The sequence below is a fragment of the Pseudomonas sp. PB101 genome, assembly GCF_009764265.1.
GTDB lineage: Bacteria > Pseudomonadota > Gammaproteobacteria > Pseudomonadales > Pseudomonadaceae > Aquipseudomonas.
Genome location: NZ_RWIR01000080.1, coordinates 86,562 through 105,843 on the forward strand (window position 1 = coordinate 86,562; position 19,282 = coordinate 105,843).

20 protein-coding genes, 1 pseudogene and 1 riboswitch are annotated in these 19,282 nt (G+C 62.5%); of the genes and pseudogenes, 4 read left to right on the plus strand and 17 right to left on the minus strand.

Translation table 11 applies throughout. The features are described 5' to 3' along the window. Window positions 1-7: 7 nt before the first annotated feature. From EI969_RS25265 to cobO, 10 genes are all read right to left on the minus strand, one after another. On the minus strand, window positions 8-739 hold the full coding sequence (locus EI969_RS25265; RefSeq protein ID WP_160390165.1) for an adenosylcobinamide-GDP ribazoletransferase: 732 nt from the start codon (window positions 737-739) through the stop codon (window positions 8-10). Between the two features lie 2 nt (window positions 740-741). Beyond that, window positions 742-1,317 (minus strand): alpha-ribazole phosphatase family protein, encoded by a 576-nt coding sequence (cobC, locus tag EI969_RS25270; protein ID WP_160390166.1) that lies wholly within the window; start codon window positions 1,315-1,317, stop codon window positions 742-744. Continuing rightward, a complete protein-coding gene (gene cobT, locus EI969_RS25275) occupies window positions 1,314-2,369 on the minus strand; it encodes a nicotinate-nucleotide--dimethylbenzimidazole phosphoribosyltransferase (RefSeq protein ID WP_160390167.1) in 1,056 nt (351 codons plus the stop codon). Before cobT ends, cobC begins: the two co-directional genes overlap by 4 nt. Continuing rightward, entirely contained in the window at window positions 2,366-2,887 is a 522-nt protein-coding gene (gene cobU, locus EI969_RS25280) for a bifunctional adenosylcobinamide kinase/adenosylcobinamide-phosphate guanylyltransferase (RefSeq protein ID WP_160390168.1), read from the minus strand. The genes cobT and cobU overlap by 4 nt, the downstream gene beginning before the upstream one ends. A 121-nt stretch (window positions 2,888-3,008) precedes the next feature. Further along, window positions 3,009-4,460 (minus strand): cobyric acid synthase, encoded by a 1,452-nt coding sequence (locus tag EI969_RS25285; RefSeq protein WP_160390169.1) that lies wholly within the window; start codon window positions 4,458-4,460, stop codon window positions 3,009-3,011. Beyond that, window positions 4,457-5,449, minus strand: coding sequence for a threonine-phosphate decarboxylase CobD (gene cobD, locus EI969_RS25290; protein ID WP_160390170.1), 993 nt, complete (start codon window positions 5,447-5,449; stop codon window positions 4,457-4,459). The genes EI969_RS25285 and cobD overlap by 4 nt, the downstream gene beginning before the upstream one ends. After that, window positions 5,442-6,350 carry an adenosylcobinamide-phosphate synthase CbiB gene (gene cbiB, locus EI969_RS25295; protein ID WP_160390171.1) on the minus strand — a complete coding sequence of 303 codons (909 nt, stop codon included), beginning with the start codon at window positions 6,348-6,350 and terminating at the stop codon, window positions 5,442-5,444. The genes cobD and cbiB overlap by 8 nt, the downstream gene beginning before the upstream one ends. Further along, window positions 6,347-6,997, minus strand: coding sequence for a 5,6-dimethylbenzimidazole synthase (bluB, locus tag EI969_RS25300; protein ID WP_160390172.1), 651 nt, complete (start codon window positions 6,995-6,997; stop codon window positions 6,347-6,349). Before bluB ends, cbiB begins: the two co-directional genes overlap by 4 nt. Next, window positions 6,994-8,376: a cobyrinate a,c-diamide synthase gene (locus EI969_RS25305; protein WP_160390173.1), complete on the minus strand. Its 1,383-nt coding sequence runs from the start codon at window positions 8,374-8,376 to the stop codon at window positions 6,994-6,996. Before EI969_RS25305 ends, bluB begins: the two co-directional genes overlap by 4 nt. A gap of 10 nt (window positions 8,377-8,386) precedes the next feature. Beyond that, window positions 8,387-8,998, minus strand: a complete 612-nt coding sequence (gene cobO / locus EI969_RS25310; RefSeq protein ID WP_057715808.1) for a cob(I)yrinic acid a,c-diamide adenosyltransferase — start codon at window positions 8,996-8,998, stop codon at window positions 8,387-8,389. Between the two features lie 81 nt (window positions 8,999-9,079). Then, window positions 9,080-9,313, minus strand: a riboswitch (cobalamin riboswitch). A 153-nt stretch (window positions 9,314-9,466) separates the two neighbouring features. Between cobO and EI969_RS25315 the strand changes: the two genes are divergently transcribed. Both EI969_RS25315 and EI969_RS25320 read left to right on the plus strand, forming a co-directional pair. After that, window positions 9,467-10,051, plus strand: coding sequence for a hypothetical protein (locus EI969_RS25315; RefSeq protein WP_160390174.1), 585 nt, complete (start codon window positions 9,467-9,469; stop codon window positions 10,049-10,051). A gap of 66 nt (window positions 10,052-10,117) precedes the next feature. Continuing rightward, window positions 10,118-11,431, plus strand: a complete 1,314-nt coding sequence (locus EI969_RS25320) for a sorbosone dehydrogenase family protein (protein WP_160390175.1) — start codon at window positions 10,118-10,120, stop codon at window positions 11,429-11,431. Window positions 11,432-11,540: 109 nt separating this feature from the next. Here the strand turns inward: EI969_RS25320 and EI969_RS25325 are convergent, their stop codons facing one another. The 7 genes and pseudogenes from EI969_RS25325 to EI969_RS25355 form a co-directional block, all read right to left on the minus strand. Continuing rightward, window positions 11,541-12,161 carry a DUF1120 domain-containing protein gene (locus tag EI969_RS25325; RefSeq protein ID WP_160390176.1) on the minus strand — a complete coding sequence of 207 codons (621 nt, stop codon included), beginning with the start codon at window positions 12,159-12,161 and terminating at the stop codon, window positions 11,541-11,543. A 200-nt stretch (window positions 12,162-12,361) separates the two neighbouring features. After that, window positions 12,362-12,478 (minus strand): annotated as a pseudogene (locus tag EI969_RS25330) (hypothetical protein); the annotation flags it as partial. A 54-nt stretch (window positions 12,479-12,532) separates the two neighbouring features. After that, a complete protein-coding gene (locus tag EI969_RS25335) occupies window positions 12,533-13,069 on the minus strand; it encodes a C40 family peptidase (protein WP_150715614.1) in 537 nt (178 codons plus the stop codon). A 165-nt stretch (window positions 13,070-13,234) separates the two neighbouring features. Next, window positions 13,235-13,867: a C40 family peptidase gene (locus tag EI969_RS25340; RefSeq protein ID WP_150715613.1), complete on the minus strand. Its 633-nt coding sequence runs from the start codon at window positions 13,865-13,867 to the stop codon at window positions 13,235-13,237. A 221-nt stretch (window positions 13,868-14,088) separates the two neighbouring features. Then, window positions 14,089-14,793: a DnaA regulatory inactivator Hda gene (gene hda, locus EI969_RS25345; protein WP_007898944.1), complete on the minus strand. Its 705-nt coding sequence runs from the start codon at window positions 14,791-14,793 to the stop codon at window positions 14,089-14,091. 230 nt (window positions 14,794-15,023) lie between these two features. Continuing rightward, on the minus strand, window positions 15,024-16,097 hold the full coding sequence (locus EI969_RS25350; protein ID WP_160390177.1) for an AI-2E family transporter: 1,074 nt from the start codon (window positions 16,095-16,097) through the stop codon (window positions 15,024-15,026). Window positions 16,098-16,133: 36 nt separating this feature from the next. Further along, window positions 16,134-17,186, minus strand: a complete 1,053-nt coding sequence (locus tag EI969_RS25355; RefSeq protein ID WP_160390178.1) for a DUF2066 domain-containing protein — start codon at window positions 17,184-17,186, stop codon at window positions 16,134-16,136. A gap of 385 nt (window positions 17,187-17,571) precedes the next feature. Between EI969_RS25355 and purM the strand changes: the two genes are divergently transcribed. After that, window positions 17,572-18,630 (plus strand): phosphoribosylformylglycinamidine cyclo-ligase, encoded by a 1,059-nt coding sequence (gene purM, locus EI969_RS25360; RefSeq protein ID WP_008033526.1) that lies wholly within the window; start codon window positions 17,572-17,574, stop codon window positions 18,628-18,630. Continuing rightward, window positions 18,630-19,280 (plus strand): phosphoribosylglycinamide formyltransferase, encoded by a 651-nt coding sequence (gene purN / locus EI969_RS25365; RefSeq protein WP_160390179.1) that lies wholly within the window; start codon window positions 18,630-18,632, stop codon window positions 19,278-19,280. The genes purM and purN overlap by 1 nt, the downstream gene beginning before the upstream one ends. The last annotated feature ends 2 nt before the right edge of the window (window positions 19,281-19,282 follow it).

Below are 19,282 nucleotides of genomic sequence, written 5' to 3' on the forward strand. Positions count from 1 at the left end.
ACCACCCTCAAGCCAACGCCAAACCAACCAGCACCCCGACCTCGATCAACTCCAGCATCGCCCCTGCCGTATCCCCCGTCGTGCCGCCCAGGCGCCGCAGCATCACCTGCCGTAGCCAGGCAAATCCAAGAACGGCCAGCACCACCGCCAACACGCCACTCAAACCGGCGATCAACACACAAGCCAGTGCACTGACCGCCAACACCTGCCTGCCCACCGAGCGCGGAAGATGATCGGCCAATGCCTGACCCAGCCCACCCGCACGCACATAGGGTGTAGTCAGGAACAAACCGAGCAAGGCGCCGCGACCGATCAACGGCACGATGACCAAGGCAAGCGAGTGCTGTTGCTCGATCAGCGCCAGCAGCGCGGTGAACTTGAGCAACAACACCAGCACCAGCGTCACCACGGCGATCGGCCCGCTGCGCGGGTCTTTCATGATGGTCAGCGTGCGCTCGCGGTCGCCAAAACCGCCGAGCCAGGCATCGGCGCTGTCCGCCAGGCCATCGAGATGCAAGCCGCCGCTGAGCAGTACCCAGACACTCAGCAGCAACGCCGCGTGCAACAACGTTGGCGTACCCAGCAGCAGCCAGTTGCATGCCCACAGAATGGCGCCAAAGAGCAATCCCACCAGCGGATAAAACAGCAGTGACCGCCCCAGCTCCCGAGGCTCAGGCATACCAGGCAGGCGAATCGGCAGGCTGCTGAGAAATTGCAGGGCGATCCAGAATGACAACATGGTCAGAGCACTTCCTTCAACAGGCCAGCGGGCTCCAGCGTCAGCGAAAACAGTGCGCCATGCCCGACCTCAACGTTGAGCAGTTGTTCTCGCGGCAGCCCGCGCGCTTGCGCCAGCAACAGGCGCATCACACCGCCGTGGCTGATCAGCAGAATGCGCTCACCGGCATAGGTCGTGTGCAGCCGCTCCAGCGCGGCCAGCACCCGCGCCGAGAAGTCCACAACCGGCTCGCCCCGGGGCGGCGTGAACGAATAGGGATCGGCCCAGAACAAGCCCAGCGCCTGCGCGTCGGTTTCCATCAACGCCGCCGCGCTCTGCCCTTCCCAGGCGCCGAAATGCAACTCTTGCAGGTCTTTATCCAGCTGCACCGGCACAGCCAGTTGCGCACCGAGTTCCTCGGCAAACCGTGCACAACGCTGCAAGGGTGAACTGACCAGCCGATCCCACGGCCCCTGCCCGACCACGGCGGCGCGCATCTGCGCCCAGCCCGTGTCGGTCAACGCATCATCGATGCTGCCGCGCAGGCCGCCGCCGAGTTCGGTTTCACCGTGACGCAGCAGGTCCAGGCGCAAGGTCATGCCGGACGATCCGCCACGGCGGCTTCGGCGAAGGTCGCCATCTGCCCGTGCAGGTCACACGCCAGGCGCAGCAGCGGCACTGCCAACGCCGCGCCACTGCCTTCACCCAGACGCAGGCCGAGATCGAGCAACGGCTGCGCATTCAGGGTTTCCAGCACATGCCGATGCCCCGGCTCGGCGCCGCGATGACCGAACAACAGCCACTGCCGACACTCAGGATTCAAGCGCACCGCCACCAATGCCGCGACGCTGCAAATGAAGCCGTCCACCAGCACCGCGACACCTTCCTGGGCACAGGCAAGACAGGCACCGACCAGCGCGGCAATCTCAAAGCCACCGAGGTTGAACAGGGTCTGCAAGGCATCGCCACGCTGCGCACCGTGTAGCGTCAGCGCGCGCCCGATCACCTGGGCCTTGTGGCTGACACCTGCGGCGTTGAGCCCGGTGCCGGGCCCGGTCAAATGGTCCACCGGGCATTCGAGCAAGGCACAGGCCAGGGCGCTGGCAGCGGTGGTGTTGCCGATGCCCATTTCGCCACCGATATACAACTGCGCACCGTCGGCCTTTGCCCGCAGCACGCTGTCGCGGCCGGCCTGCAAGGCTAGCTGCCCCTGGGCCTCGGTCATGGCCGGGCCCTGGACAAAATTCGCCGTGCCCGGGCCAAGGTTCAAGTGACGCACGCCCGGCAGATCCAGCGACGGCGTTACCGTGCCGAGATCGACCACCTCAAGGGAAGCACCCAGTTGCCGCGCCAGCACACTGATCGCTGCGCCGCCGCTGACGAAGTTGAGCAGCATCTGCCCGGTGACTTCCTGGGGAAACGCCGACACGCCCTCGGCAACGACGCCGTGGTCACCGGCAAAAATCGCGATCCACACCTGCTCCAGGCTCGGCTTGACCCGCCCCTGCAAACCCGCCAGTTGCACCGCCACCGATTCAAGTTGACCGAGGGAGCCGGCTGGCTTGGTCAGTTGCTGCTGCCGCGCCCGGGCCTGTTCGACCGCTTGGGTATCGACCGGTTTGCACGGGTTCAGCCACCAGGATTGAGTCATAACGCAGTTCCTTTCAGAGTCAGGGGCAGGCCGGCGACGGTCAGGACGACACGCTGGCAGCGCTCAGCCAGAGCTTGATGCAGCCAACCGGCTTCATCGACATAGCGGCGAGTCAATTCGCCCAGCGGCACGACACCCATTCCGGTCTCGTTGCTGACAAAAATGATTTCACCCGGCAGCGACGCCAGGCAGTCCAGCAGGGCGTCACGTTCGGCTTGCAAGCGCGCGGGATCGTCGAGCATCAGCAGATTGGTCAGCCACAGGGTCAGGCAATCCACCAACAGGCAGTGGTCGGCACGGGCGTTTTCACGCAGTACGCGGGCCAGTTCCAGTGGCTCTTCGATCAGTGCCCATTCTGCAGGGCGACGGGCGCGGTGATGAGCGACCCGCTCGTTCATTTCACCGTCCAGTGGCTGGCTGGTGGCGATGTAGGTCACGGCCAGGGCGCTGTCGATGGCGAGTTTTTCAGCGAGGCGACTCTTGCCGGAGCGGGCGCCGCCGAGGATCAGTTGAAGCATGGTTTATTCCTTAAAGTCTTCGGTGAAGCGCCTGGCCTCATCGCGAGCAAGCTCGCTCCCACAGTTGACCGCGTTCCAATGTGGGAGCGAGCTTGCTCGCGATGGGGCCGGCAAAACCAGCCTAAATCCCGCAGAGCTGCCGCAACAGCCCGGTATCCAGATGCTTCTCCACCAGGTCCGCCAGCCGCTCGATATCACGCTCGCGCAAGGCGTGGTAATCCACGGCCTGCACATCCTCCAACCCGGCCCAGCGCAGCAACGCGCTGCATGCTGCCGGCGATTCGAACAAGCCATGCAGGTAGGTGCCGAAGATCTGCCCGTCGGCACTTTGTGCACCATCGCAACGGCCGTCATCCAGATGCACGGCGGCCTGTTCCAGCGCCGGTCCGCTGGTCACGCCGGCATGAATTTCATAGCCTGATACCGGTGCGTCTTCCAGCGCCAGGCGACCACGCACGTTGCGCAACTGCTTCTCTTGTTCGAGGCGGGTCTGGAACGCCAGCAAGCCCAGGCCGGCACTGGAACCGGGCGCGCCTTCGAGCCCCAGCGGGTCATGCACCTGCTCACCGAGCATCTGCAGGCCGCCACAAATCCCCAGCAGTTTTCCGCCGTAACGCAGATGCCGGGCGATCGCGGTTTCCCAGCCATTGGCGCGCAGGTACGCGAGGTCGCTGCGCACGCTTTTCGAACCGGGCAGGATGATCAGGTCGGCGGGTGGAATCGCCTGGCCGGGACCGACGAACTGCAGGTCCACCTGCGGATGCAGGCGCAGCGGATCGAAGTCGGTGTGATTGCTGATGCGCGGCAGCACCGGCACCACTACCTTCAGCACCTGTTCGGCCTTATCGGTCTGGCGCTGGTCGATGCCGTCCTCGGCCTCCAGGTGCAGGTCCATCACATACGGCAGCACGCCGATCACCGGTTTGCCGGTGCGCTCTTCGAGCCAGTCGAGGCCGGGTTGCAGCAACGCGAGGTCGCCACGAAATCGATTGATGATGAAGCCTTTGACCCGCGCCTGCTCACTCGGCGACAGCAGTTCCAACGTACCGACCAAATGGGCGAAAACTCCGCCGCGATTGATATCGGCGATCAGCACCACCGGGCAGTCCACCGCCTCGGCGAAGCCCATGTTGGCGATGTCGCCGGCGCGCAAATTGATTTCCGCCGGCGAGCCAGCGCCCTCGACCATCACCAGCGGATACCCCGCGCTCAAACGCTCGTGGGAGGCCAGCACCGCTTGCATGGCGATGGTTTTGTAGTCGTGATAGGCGACGGCGTTCATGGTGGTGACGGCGCGGCCATGGATGATCACCTGGGCACCGGTGTCGCTGTTGGGCTTGAGCAATACCGGGTTCATGTCGGTGTGTGGCTCGAGGTGCGCGGCCTGGGCCTGTACCGCCTGGGCGCGGCCGATCTCGCCGCCGTCGGCGGTCACCGCACTGTTGAGGGCCATGTTCTGCGGCTTGAAGGGCACGACCCTGACGCCCTGGCGCGTAGCCCAACGGCAGAGTGCGGTCACCAGCGTGCTTTTGCCGGCATCCGAGGTGGTGCCCTGCACCATCAGCGTGGTCATTGGTTTTCCTTGGCAAAATCTTCGAACGCCTGCGCCAGTCTCGCCCAGGCGGCTTCGTCACCGGGCAAGCCGAATCGCAGGCTGCTGTTGTGCGTGAACAACCGCAGGAGAATGCCGCGCCGGGCCATGAATTCATGCAGCGCTTCGGCGCGCTCGGTGATCAGCCACTGGAACAGCGCACAACCGCCCTGGGGCTGGAACCCGTGTTGTTCCAGCAGCGTCGCCAGGCGTGCGCCGGCCTCGTCGGTGCGTGCCCGTTGCCGCGCCTGCCCCTGGGTATCGCGCAAGCAGGCCTGGCCCACGACCCGGGTGGCCCCGCTCACGGCCCACGGCCCCACTTGTTCAGCCAGCAGCTTGAGCAACTTGCGTTCGGCCAGCACAAACCCCAGGCGCACACCGGCCAGGCCGAAAAACTTGCCGAAGGAGCGCAAGACGATCAGCCCGACTTGATGGGCAAACGGCGCCAGGCTCAGTTGCGGCGTGTTGTCCATGAACGCTTCGTCCACCACCAGCCAGCCACCGCGCTGGGCCAGCCGCGCGTGCCAGTCGAGCAGGCGACTGGGCGTCAGGCTCAGGCCCGTGGGGTTGTTCGGATTGACCACCACCAGCACGTCGAGGCTGTCGAGAAAGAAGTCGACTTCCTGCTCCAGCACTTCACGCACGATGTAGCCGTTGCGCCGCCACGCTTCAGCGTGCTCGGCATAACAGGGCGACAACACGCCGACCTTGCCAGCCCGACGCAATCGCGGCAGCAGCTGGATCGCCATTTGCGAGCCGGCCACCGGTAGCGCCTGCAAAGTCCCGTAGTAATCACACGCGGCCTGCTCCAGGCCGTCGTCCGTCTCCGGCAAACGGGCCCAGGCCCGCAGCGGAATCTCCGGCACCGGGAACGGCCAGGGTGCCAGGCCCGTGGACAGGTCCAGCCAGTCGGCCTCATCTATGCCGTACTCGAGCGCTGCCTTGCGCAATCGCCCACCGTGCTCAAGCATAAAATTCGGCCCCCAGGCAGAGAATCAGCAGCCATAACCATACCCCGCGCTGGACCAATTGCCAGCCCCGGTCAATGGCGTCGGCATCCGCCGGCACGCCTTCGCCCAACTGCGGACGTTGATGCAGTTCGCCGTGATAAATCGCCGCCCCGCCCAATTCGACGCCCAGGGCCCCCGCCCCAGCCGCCATCACCGGGCCGGCGTTCGGGCTGTCCCAGCTCGGGCCCTGGGTGCGCCAGCACTTCAACGCCAGCCGGGTTTTGCCCAGCAACGCGTAAGTCAGTGCCACCAGGCGCGCGGGAATGTAATTGAGCACGTCGTCGATCTTCGCCGCTGCCCAGCCGAACCGTTCGAAGCGCTCGTTGCGATAACCCCACATCGCATCCAGGGTGTTGCTCAGGCGGTAAAGAACCACGCCCGGCGCACCGGCCACGGCAAACCAGAACAACGCCGCGAACACCGCGTCGCTACCGTTCTCCAGCACCGACTCGGTGGCGGCACGGGCGACTTCGGTTTCATCCAGATCACTGGTTTTGCGGCTGACCAGATAACTCACGCGTTTGCGTGCCTCATCAAGATCATCGCCGCGCAAAGCCTGGGCCACAGGCGTGACGTGTTCACCGAGGCTGCGCATGCCGAGGGCGCAATAGAGCGCGAGAATCTCGACGATCCAGCCAACGTAGGGCGCCCAGGAGAATGCCGTGGCCAACAGCACCAGCGGCAACACGGCGATCACCCACGCGGTGACGCCATGGCTGCGCCAGCCGCGACCACCGCCGTTGAAACGTTGCTCGATGCGCTCGGCAAATCGGCCGAACGCCACCAGCGGATGCCAGCGTTTGGGTTCGCCCAGCAGCGCATCCAGCGCAACCGCGGCGACACTCAACAACGCCACACTCATTGACTCACTCCCCAATAATTTTCGTACAGCAATTCATGTAGCGGACGCGCCTGCGCCCAGCCTTCGAGCACCAGCATCGGCGCCGGATAAAATTCTTTGACAGGCCCCAGGCACAGCACCGCGAGCGGTTTGGCGCCTGCTGGCAACCGCAACAGATCGGCCAGCGCTTGCGGCTCGAACAGCGACACCCAACCCATGCCCAGCCCTTCGGCGCGGGACGCCAGCCACAGGTTCTGGATCGCACAGGACAGCGAAGCCATGTCCATTTCCGGCAAGGTGCGGCGGCCGAAGATGTGCTGCTCGCGGTCGTCCATCAGGGCGGCGACCAGTACCTCGGCGCAATCGTTGATGCCTTCGACCTTGAGCTTCATGAACTCATCGCTGCGCTCGCCGAGGGCTTCGGCGGTGCGGATGCGCTCCTCTTCCACCAACTGCTGGATTTGCCCGCGCAAGGCGCGATCGCTGATGCGAATGAAGCGCCAGGGCTGCATCAGGCCGACACTGGGCGCCTGATGTGCGGCCTCGAGCAGGCGCCGCAGCAATTCGGGCTCGACGGTGCCGCCACTGAAGTGGCGCATGTCGCGGCGTTCGGCGATGGCGCGGTAGACCGCTGCGCGCTCGGCTTCGGAGAATGCGGTGTCGGTCATGGCCTCTTCGCGGGCAAGCCCGCTCCCACAGGGTTTAGGTGATCCTTTGTAAGAGCTGGCTTGCCAGCGAAGGCGGCCTTACGGTCTGGCGCAAACAATGCAGCGACAGCCGCGGGATTCGACGGAAAATAAAAGTGCACGTATGAGGCAGTCATCCGTCCCTCACGGTAGACCGCCTCCGCTCCTCGCCCGCCGTTGGGGCTCAGGCCACGGGCAATCGGCACCAGTTCGGTGGTGGTCAGCGAATGGTGATAGGTGTGCCCGCGCAGCGAACCTTCCGGCAGTTCCACCGCTTGCAACGCCAGCGCGGCGAGGCGTTTTTGCATCACCGCATCACCGTTCAACAAACCGACCAGCTCCGCACGAGCGCCCTCGACATCGGTCAACGAATCGAGCAGATAAAGCATGCCGCCGCATTCGGCCAGCAAAGGTTTGCCCGCTGCGTGGTGCGCGCGAATTGCGTTCAGCATCGACGTGTTTTGCGAGAGAGCCACATGGTGCAATTCCGGATAACCGCCCGGCAGATACAAGCTGTCTGCCTCCGGCAATTGCGCATCACGGATCGGCGAGAAAAACCGTAGTTCGGCACCCATCGCCCGCAGCAGGTCCAGACTCGCGCCGTAGGTGAATGCAAAGGCTTCATCCCGGGCAACGGCAATGCGCACACCGGCCAGCAGCGGTTCGGCCGTGATGACATCAGGCGCGGCGAATTCGACTGCCGGGGGCAACGCAACCTCGCAGCTGCTGGCCAGGGCATCGGCTGCCGCATTGAGGCGCAGGTCGAGATCGTTCAACTCACTGGCCTGCACCAGCCCCAGGTGCCGGCTCGGCAGTTCGATCCCGGTCTCCCGGGACAGCGCGCCGTACCAGCGCAACCCTTCGGTCAGGCTGCCTTCGAGCAGTTGCGCGTGGCGCAGCGTGCCGACGCGATTGGCCAGCACGCCGGCGAACGGCAGGTCCGGCTGATAACGCGCCAGCCCCAGAGCGAGTGCGCCAAAGGTCTGGGCCATGGCGGTGCCATCGATCACACCCAGCACCGGCACACCGAAATGCCGCGCCAGATCGGCGCTCGACGGCGTACCGTCGAACAGCCCCATGACGCCTTCGATCAGGATCAGGTCGGCTTCAGCCGCGGCTTCCCACAACAGGCGGCGACTCTCCCGCTCGCCGACCATCCACATGTCCAGTTGATACACCGGTGCACCGCTGGCGCGCTCAAGGATCATCGGATCGAGAAAATCGGGGCCGCACTTGAACACGCGGACCTTGCGCCCCTGATTGCGGTGCAATCGGGCCAAGGCGGCGGTGACGGTGGTCTTGCCCTGGCCGGAAGCCGGCGCGGCAATCAGTACCGCCGGACATTGACGAGGGCTATTCATAGAGTGCGGCTCACAGCTCGACGCCTTTCTGCGCTTTGATCCCGGCCTGGAAGGCGTGTTTGATCACACCCATTTCGGTGACGGTGTCGGCCATCTCGATCATTTCCGGCTTGGCGGCACGGCCGGTGACCACCACGTGCTGCATCGGCGGCCGGGCCTGCAAGTCGCTGAGTACCTGATCGAGGTCGAGGTAGCCATGCTTGAGGGCGATGTTCAGCTCATCGAGCACTACCAGACCAATGGACGGGTCGCGCAACAGCTGCTGCGACACAGCCCAGGCAGCTTCGGCGGCGGCGATGTCGCGCTGGCGATCCTGGGTTTCCCAGGTAAAACCTTCGCCCATCACATGAAAACGCACCTGCTCGGGAAAGCGTCGGAAGAACAACTCTTCGCCCGTGCTGTTGCGGCCCTTGATGAACTGCACCACGCCGCATTGCATGCCGTGCCCCATGGCGCGGGCAAGCATGCCGAAGGCCGAACTGCTCTTGCCTTTGCCGTTGCCGGTCAGCACCAGCAACAGGCCACACTCGTTCGGGGAATTGGCGATGCGCTCGTCGATCACGGCTTTTTTGCGCTGCATGCGCGCCAGGTGGCGTTCATCACGATCGGGGGTATCAGTCATGGGGGAGCTCTCCGTTGAGGCAGGAATAACGGCGGGCAGGCACAAGAATAGAAGGCAACAAGCCTGGCATCGCCCACCGTGATGCCGCTGGATGAATCAGGCCGGTCTCCGGGCTCATGAGTGGCCGCGGGGCCAGACTGTGCGCCTTCCCGCATCGAATCGACACAGTGGCATAGACACAGCTTTCACTCATTTACCGTTGCGGGGGCAGCGCCGGAATTGCAGGCCTTCGACCAACAGAAGGACTCGCTCACCGGCTTCCCTGTTTCACTCTGTCGACCCAAGTCACAGAGCACCTGAAACAAGCCGCGAAGGTTAGAGGGTTGGGGGTGGAGCGTCAATTAAAGCCGGGCGGCCAGCGGCCGAATAACTGTCGTCAATCAAAAAACTGACGTCAATCTTGTGCCTCGCCCTCAGCAGTGATATCAAAGAGCCACAACCTCACAACACAATAATAAGGGTGAGCCCATGCAAGGCATGATCATCAGCAATCCAAAGCTGGAATTCCTGCGCCCGGTGCTCGAGCGCTGGTTCGAATGCATCGACCGCTACAACGCCGTTCGCGGTGATGGCGACACACCCTACTGGCACGACGAAAAAGCCAATCTCGGACTGCTGTCCGCCGCCGCCTGGATGGCCGAGATGGTCACGCTGCAACAGACGCCCACCCGCAAACAGACCGAAGAAGGCGAACGCAACAGCCGCGCCGACCTGCTCCTCGCCTCGGCCGAAACCCGCGCCTACATCCAGACCAGCCAACGCTGGCCACGGGTCAACAGCCTCAACCTGACCCAGGCCCTGCTCGACATCGCCAGCGATGCGAAGCGCCTGAGCCACGCCAGCGACCTGAAACTCGGTTGCCTGTTCGTCGCCCCGCAAAAAGCCCAGCAAGGCGCAACACCGGAAGAACTGCAGGACATGGTCGACGACCTGCAAAAGGAACACACCTGCGCGGTCGCCTGGTATTTCCCGTATGCCTACCGCAAGTTGCGCAACGAAGCCGGCAACTATCACCCAGGCATTGCCGTGCTGTTCAAGGAAGCACGCGGCTAAGGGTTGAACCATCGCACGGCAACGCTTCTCTATGATTAGAACAAGGCATTCATAGGGAACATCAGCATGCGCACGATCCCGCTCGTTCTCGTTATCGCGCTCTCCGGAGGGCTTGCCGCTTGTGGTGAGACCTCCAGACTGCAAGTCTCCGACGGCACCGGCCCGTCACCTCAACTGCCCGAACCCAACAAGACCCTGGTTCCGACCCTGAACATCGCACCGGCCATCGGCTGGCCGCAGGGTGCGAAACCCGTCGCTGCCACGGGTACTCAAGTGGCAGCGTTTGCCGAAGACCTGGATCACCCGCGCTGGCTTTATGTGCTGCCCAATGGCGACGTATTGGTGGCGGAAACCAACGCACCGCCCAAACCCGAGGACGGCAAAGGCATTCGCGGCTGGGTGATGAAAAAAGTCATGGGCCGTGCCGGGGCTACGGTGCCGAGCCCGAACCGCATCACCCTGCTGCGCGACAAGGACCACGATGGCGTCGCGGAAACCCGCACGGTGTTTGTGCAAAACCTCAATTCACCCTTTGGCATGACGCTGGTCGGCAATGACCTGTACGTGGCCGATACCGATCGCCTTGTGCGCTTTCACTATGAAAATGGCGATACGCAGATCAAATCTCCACCGATCAAGGTGATCGACCTGCCGGGTGGCCCGCTGAATCACCACTGGACCAAAAACGTCATCGCCAGCAAGGACGGCAGCAAGCTCTACGTCACCGTGGGTTCCAACAGCAACGTCGCGGAAAACGGCATGGACAAGGAAGAAGGTCGCGCCGCGATCTGGGAAGTGGACCGTGCCACCGGGCAGCACCGGATCTTCGCCTCCGGCCTGCGCAACCCCAACGGAATGGCCTGGGAGCCGAGCACTGGCGCGCTATGGACCGCGGTCAACGAACGGGATGAAATCGGCAGCGACCTGGTGCCAGACTACATCACCTCGGTCAAGGACGGCGGCTTCTATGGCTGGCCCTTCAGTTACTACGGCCAGCATGTCGATATTCGTGTCGAGCCGCAAAACCCCGAACTGGTGGCCAAGGCCATCGCCCCGGACTACGCCGTCGGCCCGCACACGGCGTCACTGGGGCTGACCTTTGCGCAAAACAGCAAGCTGCCGGCACCGTTCACCCAAGGCGCGTTCATCGGCCAGCACGGCTCGTGGAACCGCAAGCCCCACAGCGGCTACAAAGTGATTTTCGTGCCGTTCAGCGCTGGCAAACCTGCGGGGAAACCGGTTGAAGTACTCACCGGCTTCCTCAACGACAAGGAACAAGCCATGGGCCGACCGGTAGGCGTGGTGATCGACCAGCAGGGCGATCTGCTGGTGGCCGATGATGTGGGGAACAAGGTGTGGCGGGTGTCGGCGGCCAGATGAACGAAAAAAGTGCGGTGTCGGCAGCTACCGGTGGATGCTCTGGAGAAATGACAGTCAGCGGTGAACCAGTCAGCGGTTTTGACACCGTGACTGGTTCAGCACCGGGGACTTACAGGTACTTCATTTCAAATGTCGCCGAGCCGTCCATGACGACTTCGTCGGTCAGGGTCAGGCTGTCGGCGGGGGCGATGAGGGTCCACACCTCGAAATCCATCGTGAGGTCTGCCACCGCAATCGGCACACTAGAGTCGGTGGCCGAACCAACTGACAGAAGGTACCCGGGGCTGGTGACCGGAGTTCTGTTCCAGGTCGCACCGCCGTCGTCGGAATCGATCGCCTGTGCCGGCTGCCCATCCGCCAAAGCGTTTTTGACCGCCACCTGAACGTACCCCAGTTTTTCCCCATCGTCGGTCAATCCCAGGCCAAACATACCCGACACTATTCCCGTACCGGCACGATTATCGATGGGGTCCAGTGCGAACCGAGCTGGTGCATCACAAGCCACGGTCAATTGCAGGGGGTGCTTGCCGACTAGAGTCGACCTGGTTGGATTGAGGTCCCCTGCCGAGATCTTGCCGTTGTACACGAGACCGCCGTTCGACAGGCTCGGTGTACACGCAACCGGAGTGATGATGCCGGTGACCGTCAGGTTCGTACTGGAGGCAGCGAAAGCACAAGTCGCTCCCGCGAGAAGGAATGCGCTGCCAAGTAGGGTCAGTGTCTTTTTCATGTACTGCTCTTTGTATTTTCGGTGATTGCAGCTCGAACCAAGACGACCGGACTGCTGGATAAGCGCAATCTAGCGAGCGGGGCAGAAGGAAGGAATGCAACAAATACGAAAAGGCAGCGCGCTTTGTATCAAAGCACTTTGGGCGCCAGCATGGTATCCAGCTCACGCAGCGTGGGAGCTGCCGAAGGGAGCTGTTTTTTTCACAAGGACACTTGGCGTTTACGATACAACGTCAATCCGTCGCCTAACGGCAATAACGACAAATCCACCCTTGCATCGCTCCTCAAGGCACGACTGAGCGCCTGGATGGCGCAGGTGCCGACTTCGAGCAAGCGCCTGGCGCCCGTCAGTTCGAACAACAGCTCCAGACGCTACGGGTTGCGTGCCAGATGCTCAGGCTGCAGAACACGCTTGGCGCTAAGATAGGCTTTTTGCCAATAATTCTTGGACAGACTGTCAAGTTTCACCGTGCCGCCAGTGGCCGGCGCGTGGACGAAGCGCCCTTCTCCCACGTAGATACCGGCATGGCTGACCTGGGAGCCGCCATTGGTGGCGAAGAAAAGCAGGTCACCGGTTTGCAGGCCTTCCTTGCCAACGTTCGCCGCCTGCATGGAGATCATCTCGCGAGTGGTGCGCGGCAAGGAAATACCGGCGACATCGCGGTACACGTAGGCGATCAGGCCGCTGCAATCAAATCCGGAATCCGGCGTATTGCCACCCCAGCGATAAGGGGTGCCCACCAGGCCGAGCGCGCGAAACAGCACGTCTTCCGCCTCGGGCGAAAATGCTTGCGGGGAGCCAAACACGATGGGGGCGCGAACCACCGGTGCAGGTGGCGGTGTACGGCTGGCGCAGGCACTGAGCAGCGCTGCGAAGAACATGATTGCGAGGCGGGCCGACGTCGTCATAAGCAGAGCATCCTGATCTGGCTGCGGCGTTTTCTGCCGGGAATGCAGAAAAGAAAACCGCCTGCGCGGGGCGCAGGCGGTTTGCCATCATTCATATATCAGGATTCTAGCGGTTATATGGCAAACTTCAAGTAAGACTTTAAGTTTGCCTTACAAACTGTGCGCTTATTTGCGAGCGGTGACGATTGGCGACGCGTTAGGTGCCATTGCCAGGGCGCGCTTGGCTTCGATGAAGGTCTTGCTCCAGTAGCTGTCACCCAGGCTGTCGATGCGCACACCACCGCTACGGCGGCTGCTGGAGTGGATGAACTGGTTGTCACCCAGGTAGATCCCGGCATGACTGACGCGACCGCGACGGCCGTTGGTTGCGAAGAACAGCAGGTCACCCGGCTCAAGCTTGCTGCGCGAGACCAGCGGAGCGTCCACGTTGATCATTTCGCGGGTGGAGCGTGGCAGGTTCATGCCCGCTTCTTCGCGGAACAGGTAGCCGATGAAACCGCTGCAGTCGAAGCCGGCTTCAGAAGTACCGCCGAAACGGTAACGGGTACCGATCAGGGACATGCCACGTTCGAGGATGCTGTCGGCCAGGACCGGAAGCTGGTAGGACTTGCCGCCAGCGAAGTCGGCGAGTTCCTTTTCGGTAGCCAGCTCTTCCTGAAAGAGAGTGGAAGACTGGGCGGTAACCGAGTTTTGCACCTGCGGTTGCGGAGCTTGCTGGACCACTGGAGTGTGGGCAGCGCAACCGAACAGCAGGGTGACGAGTGCGAGAGGCACGAGGGGTGCGAAGCGATTTAGCATGGGCACGACCGTGGCTGAAGTTGTAAAGAAGTCGAGACTATGCCCGCTATCAAACCCATTTGCAAATTCAATCGAACTTTTTGTGACTTCCCGGTTTCTCGATTACATCTAAGCGCTTAAGCCTATTTTAAATATGTGCGCAGCCTGCAACCTGGCAGGAAAGCGGGATTTCTGGCGCCTGAAATATGCCAAACCCATTAAAACCAACGGTTTCAGCGGGGTTACCAGCCGAGGGTTTCTTTCAGAAACGGGATCGTCAGCTTGCGCTGAGCCTGGAGGGAGGCCTGGTCGAGACGCTCGAGCAACTCGAACAGCGCACTCATGCTGCGGGTACCGCGGGTCAAGATGAAATGCCCGACCTCGTCGGTCAGGTGCAGCCCGCGACGGGAGGCGCGCAATTGCAGGGCACGCAGTTTGTCCTCGTCGGACAGCGGGCGCATCTGGAAGATCAAGGCCAGGGTCAGGCGCGACTTGAGGTCCGCCAGCTTCACCGGCAACTCGCGCGGGGATGTCGACGCGGCAATCAACAAGCGCCGGCCGCTGTCGCGCAGGCGATTGAACAGGTGGAACAGCGCCTCTTCCCAGTCCGCCTTGCCGGCAACCGCCTGCAAGTCATCGAGACAGACCAGTTCGTACTGTTCAAGGTTATCGAGGATCTCAATGCCGCGATCGAGCAGCTCGGCCAGCGGCAGGTACACCGCAGGCTCGCCCAATTGCTCGAAGCGCAGGCAGGCAGCCTGCAACAGGTGCGTACGCCCTACTCCATCCTTGCCCCAAAGATAGATCAGGCTTTCGGTCCAGCCGGCGTCGGCTTCGCATAGCCGCTCGACATAGCCGAGTGCAGCGGCATTGGCGCCTGGGTAGTAGTTGATAAAGGTGGCGTCGTCACGCAGACGCACACCTAGGGGCAGCTGAATCGGTTTCATGCTGACTGAACAGTTCCAAAGGAACCGTTAGTGGCCTCTGTGTAAAGTTTGCGAAGTTTATACCCGTGAAGCGGGCCGCACAATGCGACAGACCACAAGCAAAATCAAAGGTTTGCGTTAATGCACCGGTTTTATGACAGTTTCTTTGGCGGCGCATGTGACAGTCACCCGATGCAAACAGGCTGACCCGGCGTGAACCCGGGCAGCCGGCAAGCGTCCGTCGACACCCCTTACAGCTCCACCTCGTCGACCCCGCCGTAGATCTCGGAGTCCTTATACAAATCATGCACATGACGCACCAGCACCATGATCACCGCGGCGACCGGCAATGCCAGTAGCACACCGGTGAAGCCAAACAGCTCGCCCCCGGCCAGGATCGAGAAAATCACCGCCACCGGGTGCAGGCCGATCCGGTCACCGACCAGCAACGGCGTCAGCACCATGCCCTCCAGCGCCTGGCCGACCATGAACACCGCGACAATGCCGAGCATCGGGTACAGATCGCCACCAAACTGGAACAGCCCTGCAATCAGCGCCGCGCCGATACCGATGATAAATCCCATGTACGGCACGATCGCCGCCAGCCCTGCAATCAGGCCGATCAGCAAGCCCAGCTCCAGCCCGACCAGCATCAGGCCGGCCGCGTAGATCACTCCCAGGGCCACCATGACCAGCAGCTGTCCGCGAACGAAGGCCCCGAGCACCTCATGGCATTCACCTGCCAGCGACACCGCACGCTCTTCACGATCGCGGGGCAGCAAGCTGCGGATCTTGGCCATCATCAGGTCCCAATCGCGCAACAGGTAGAAGCTCACCACCGGAATCAACACCAGATTCGCCAGCCAGCCAATCAATGCAAGGCCCGAGGCCGTAGCATGACTGAGCACCACCCCGACAACATCGGTGGTCTGACTCATATGCTCGCTGATGGCCGCCTTGAGCTTGTCGAACTTCCAGAAGCCTTCCGACAGGCCGAACTTCGATTGCGCCCAGGGCAACGCCGTGTGCTGCAGCCAATCGAGCATCTGCGGGGCCAACTCATACAAACGAAACAGCTGGCGAGCGAGCAGCGGCACCAGGACCAGCAGCAGCGCGGTAAAGATCAGGGTAAACAGCGTAAACACCGCCACTACACCCCAGGTTCGCGACAGCCCCGCCTTCTCCAGTCGATCCACCAGCGGGTCGAAGAGGTAAGCCAACAGCAGCGCCACCAGGAACGGCGTCAGGATCGGATGCAACAACCATACAAACGCGCAAAGCAGGACCACCCCACCGAGCCAGAACCAACGCCGCGAATCGGCCATGAACCACTCCATTGCTTCTATATAAAGAAAGAAAAACTACCAGCGAAAACGCAGTTGCGGTGTCGGGGCCGGTGCCGGGGCAGGCGCGGCACCAGGGACGGCAGGCTGAACCGGCACGGCCGGAGCCGGGGTTTGACCCGCCGGTGTTTCCTGCAGCCTTGCCAGCGACAGTTGTGCACGCAACTGCTCGGTACTGCCATTGACCCGGTAGACGATCCGGTCGCCGTCGACGCTTTGCACACGCCCGCCGAATGGCTCCAGCAAGCGGCCAAGGGACGCATAATGCTCAAGGTTCATGCCCTGCACTTCCAGCAATTGCGCGCTCGAAGCACCAGGCTTGGCGACGAACCGCGGCGCCAGGCGCTCGTTGACCGCCAGCATCACCGCATCGGCCACGGCGGCCTGATCGGCGCCCTGCACGGTGCCGGCCTCTTTTTTATCCCCCAGCCACAATTGCCACTTGGCCTGCCACTGCCCGCCCTCTTCCTTGGCGTGTACAGCAAGCAGGGCGTCGGCGTTGTAGCGTTCCGATGCCGCCTGCAACGGCGCGGGATCCGTGCCCTCAAGATTCGGCGCGGTCGCGACGATCTGCTCGTTCAGGTCCGCCAACGGCAAACGCAATGGCAAGCCACGGTGTTGCGCCGCCCGACGCAGCGGCACCGCGCTGGCCTGACCGTCGCCGACCAGGCTTGAACCCTCGGTGGAATCGTTCAGCCACCATCCGAGGATCGACGGCCGATTGGCCCCCCACATGGCCAGGCCGGCGCGGCGCAAGGCTTGCTCGGTGGTGCCGGGATCGAAATCGACTTTCAGGACTTCCGGCGGCCCGGCTTCGAAGCCGTATTGGCTGATGATCTGTTGCGGGTCTTTGCGAATCGCGGCCAGCCCCGGACTTTGAGCGGCCTTGGGGTCGCCGGTCAGGCGCAGCACCAACGTGTCCAACGCGCGTATGGTCGCCTGTTCACGCTCCTCGGGCGACTGGCCATTCACCGGCTCGCGCACCTGATAAAGGCCTTTGACGGTTTCGGCATGGCAAACCAGACTGACCCATGACAAACAACCCACAAGCAAGAATTTACAAAAACGCATGGAAGATTCCTGACGACAAGAGCGGCTGGAACAGACCGCATGAAGACGATCGAGCAAGGCTGTGACCATCGCCCGACGCAAAACATTCACGCGTCCCGGGTAAGTTTTCGCACTGTCATAACGATAGACGGTTAATCGCGATACCTTATACAGCCATGCAGGATGCCACCGACACCGCGCATCGACGGTTTTTTTTGAACGGATATGGCCCTGCTGTCGGCCTGAGGATGGCCGCTGCGGCTCAAGCCTGATAAAATCGCGCGCCTTCGCAGACCGGCAACAGCCGGGCACCCTCGAAATTCGCGTGAGGCAATCGCCTTCGTCGATTTCGGCGGCCCCGCTGAACTCGGTCGTTACCCCTGAATCCCCCCTAAAGGCCTGGATCATGAGCAAGCAACCCTCCCTGAGCTACAAGGACGCCGGTGTAGACATCGACGCCGGTGAAGCATTGGTCGAACGCATCAAGAGCGTCGCCAAGCGCACTGCGCGCCCGGAAGTCATGGGCGGCCTGGGCGGTTTCGGCGCCCTCTGCGAAATCCCGGCCGGCTACAAGCAGCCTGTGCTGGTTTCCGGCACTGACGGCGTCGGCACCAAGCTGCGCCTGGCACTGAACCTGAACAAGCACGACAGCATCGGCATCGACCTGGTTGCCATGTGCGTGAACGACCTGGTGGTCTGTGGCGCCGAGCCGCTGTTCTTCCTCGACTACTACGCTACCGGCAAACTCAACGTCGAAACCGCGACCCAGGTCGTGACCGGCATCGGCGCCGGCTGCGAACTGTCGGGTTGCTCCCTGGTCGGCGGCGAAACCGCTGAAATGCCTGGCATGTACGAAGGCGAAGACTACGACCTGGCCGGCTTCTGCGTCGGTGTCGTGGAAAAATCCGAAATCATCGACGGTTCCAAAGTCGCTGCCGGCGATGCCCTGCTCGCCCTGCCGTCTTCCGGCCCGCACTCCAACGGCTACTCGCTGATCCGCAAGATCATCGAAGTGTCCGGTGCCGACATCGAAAACATCCAGCTCGACGGCAAGCCGCTGACCGACCTGCTGATGGCCCCGACCCGCATCTACGTCAAGCCGCTGCTCAAGCTGATCAAGGAAACCGGCGCTGTCAAAGCCATGGCCCACATCACCGGTGGCGGCCTGCTGGACAACATCCCGCGCGTACTGCCAAAAGGCGCACAGGCCGTGGTTGACGTGGCAAGCTGGAACCGCCCGGCGGTGTTCGACTGGCTGCAAGAGAAAGGCAACGTCGACGAGAACGAAATGCACCGCGTGCTGAACTGCGGCGTCGGCATGGTCATCTGCGTGGCTCAAGAGCACGTTGAAACCGCGCTGAACGTTCTGCGCGAAGCCGGCGAGCAGCCTTGGGTCATCGGTCAGATCGCCACCGCTGCCGAAGGCGCGGCTCAGGTAGAACTGAAGAACCTTAAGGCTCATTAATGTCCGCAACCTGTGATGTGGTGGTGCTGTTGTCCGGCACCGGCAGTAACTTGCAGGCCCTGATCGACAGCACGCGGACCGGCGACAGCCCGGTCCGCATCGCTGCGGTGATTTCCAACCGCGCCGACGCCTACGGCCTGCAACGCGCCAGGGACGCGGGTATCGACACCCGCACCCTGGATCACAAGGCTTTCGAAGGTCGCGAGGCCTTCGACGCCGCGCTGATCGAACTGATCGACGCCTTCAACCCCAAACTCGTGGTACTGGCCGGATTCATGCGCATTCTCAGCGCTGGTTTCGTGCGCCACTATCAGGGTCGCCTGCTCAATATCCATCCCTCGCTGCTACCCAAATACAAAGGGTTACACACTCATCAGCGCGCGCTGGAAGCCGGCGACGCCGAGCACGGCTGCTCCGTGCACTTCGTCACCGAGGAACTCGATGGCGGACCACTGGTCGTACAGGCTGTAATACCGGTAGAGTTACAGGATTCGCCGCAGAGTCTGGCGCAGCGGGTCCATGTTCAGGAACACCTGATCTACCCGATGGCCGTACGCTGGTTTGCCGAAGGCCGTATAGCCCTCGGCGAGCAAGGTGCTTTACTGGATGGACAGCTACTCGCGGCCAGCGGCCACTTGATTCGAAACTAGGA

Bases quoted from the DNA above. Each gene is read 5' to 3' on its own strand.
- EI969_RS25265 (WP_160390165.1), bottom strand. From the start codon at position 739: ATGTTGTCATTCTGGATCGCCCTGCAATTTCTCAGCAGCCTGCCGATT.
- cobC (WP_160390166.1), bottom strand. From the start codon at position 1,317: ATGACCTTGCGCCTGGACCTGCTGCGTCACGGTGAAACCGAACTCGGC.
- cobT (WP_160390167.1), bottom strand. From the start codon at position 2,369: ATGACTCAATCCTGGTGGCTGAACCCGTGCAAACCGGTCGATACCCAA.
- cobU (WP_160390168.1), bottom strand. From the start codon at position 2,887: ATGCTTCAACTGATCCTCGGCGGCGCCCGCTCCGGCAAGAGTCGCCTC.
- EI969_RS25285 (WP_160390169.1), bottom strand. From the start codon at position 4,460: ATGACCACGCTGATGGTGCAGGGCACCACCTCGGATGCCGGCAAAAGC.
- cobD (WP_160390170.1), bottom strand. From the start codon at position 5,449: ATGCTTGAGCACGGTGGGCGATTGCGCAAGGCAGCGCTCGAGTACGGC.
- cbiB (WP_160390171.1), bottom strand. From the start codon at position 6,350: ATGAGTGTGGCGTTGTTGAGTGTCGCCGCGGTTGCGCTGGATGCGCTG.
- bluB (WP_160390172.1), bottom strand. From the start codon at position 6,997: ATGACCGACACCGCATTCTCCGAAGCCGAGCGCGCAGCGGTCTACCGC.
- EI969_RS25305 (WP_160390173.1), bottom strand. From the start codon at position 8,376: ATGAATAGCCCTCGTCAATGTCCGGCGGTACTGATTGCCGCGCCGGCT.
- cobO (WP_057715808.1), bottom strand. From the start codon at position 8,998: ATGACTGATACCCCCGATCGTGATGAACGCCACCTGGCGCGCATGCAG.
- EI969_RS25315 (WP_160390174.1), top strand. From the start codon at position 9,467: ATGCAAGGCATGATCATCAGCAATCCAAAGCTGGAATTCCTGCGCCCG.
- EI969_RS25320 (WP_160390175.1), top strand. From the start codon at position 10,118: ATGCGCACGATCCCGCTCGTTCTCGTTATCGCGCTCTCCGGAGGGCTT.
- EI969_RS25325 (WP_160390176.1), bottom strand. From the start codon at position 12,161: ATGAAAAAGACACTGACCCTACTTGGCAGCGCATTCCTTCTCGCGGGA.
- EI969_RS25335 (WP_150715614.1), bottom strand. From the start codon at position 13,069: ATGACGACGTCGGCCCGCCTCGCAATCATGTTCTTCGCAGCGCTGCTC.
- EI969_RS25340 (WP_150715613.1), bottom strand. From the start codon at position 13,867: ATGCTAAATCGCTTCGCACCCCTCGTGCCTCTCGCACTCGTCACCCTG.
- hda (WP_007898944.1), bottom strand. From the start codon at position 14,793: ATGAAACCGATTCAGCTGCCCCTAGGTGTGCGTCTGCGTGACGACGCC.
- EI969_RS25350 (WP_160390177.1), bottom strand. From the start codon at position 16,097: ATGGCCGATTCGCGGCGTTGGTTCTGGCTCGGTGGGGTGGTCCTGCTT.
- EI969_RS25355 (WP_160390178.1), bottom strand. From the start codon at position 17,186: ATGCGTTTTTGTAAATTCTTGCTTGTGGGTTGTTTGTCATGGGTCAGT.
- purM (WP_008033526.1), top strand. From the start codon at position 17,572: ATGAGCAAGCAACCCTCCCTGAGCTACAAGGACGCCGGTGTAGACATC.
- purN (WP_160390179.1), top strand. From the start codon at position 18,630: ATGTCCGCAACCTGTGATGTGGTGGTGCTGTTGTCCGGCACCGGCAGT.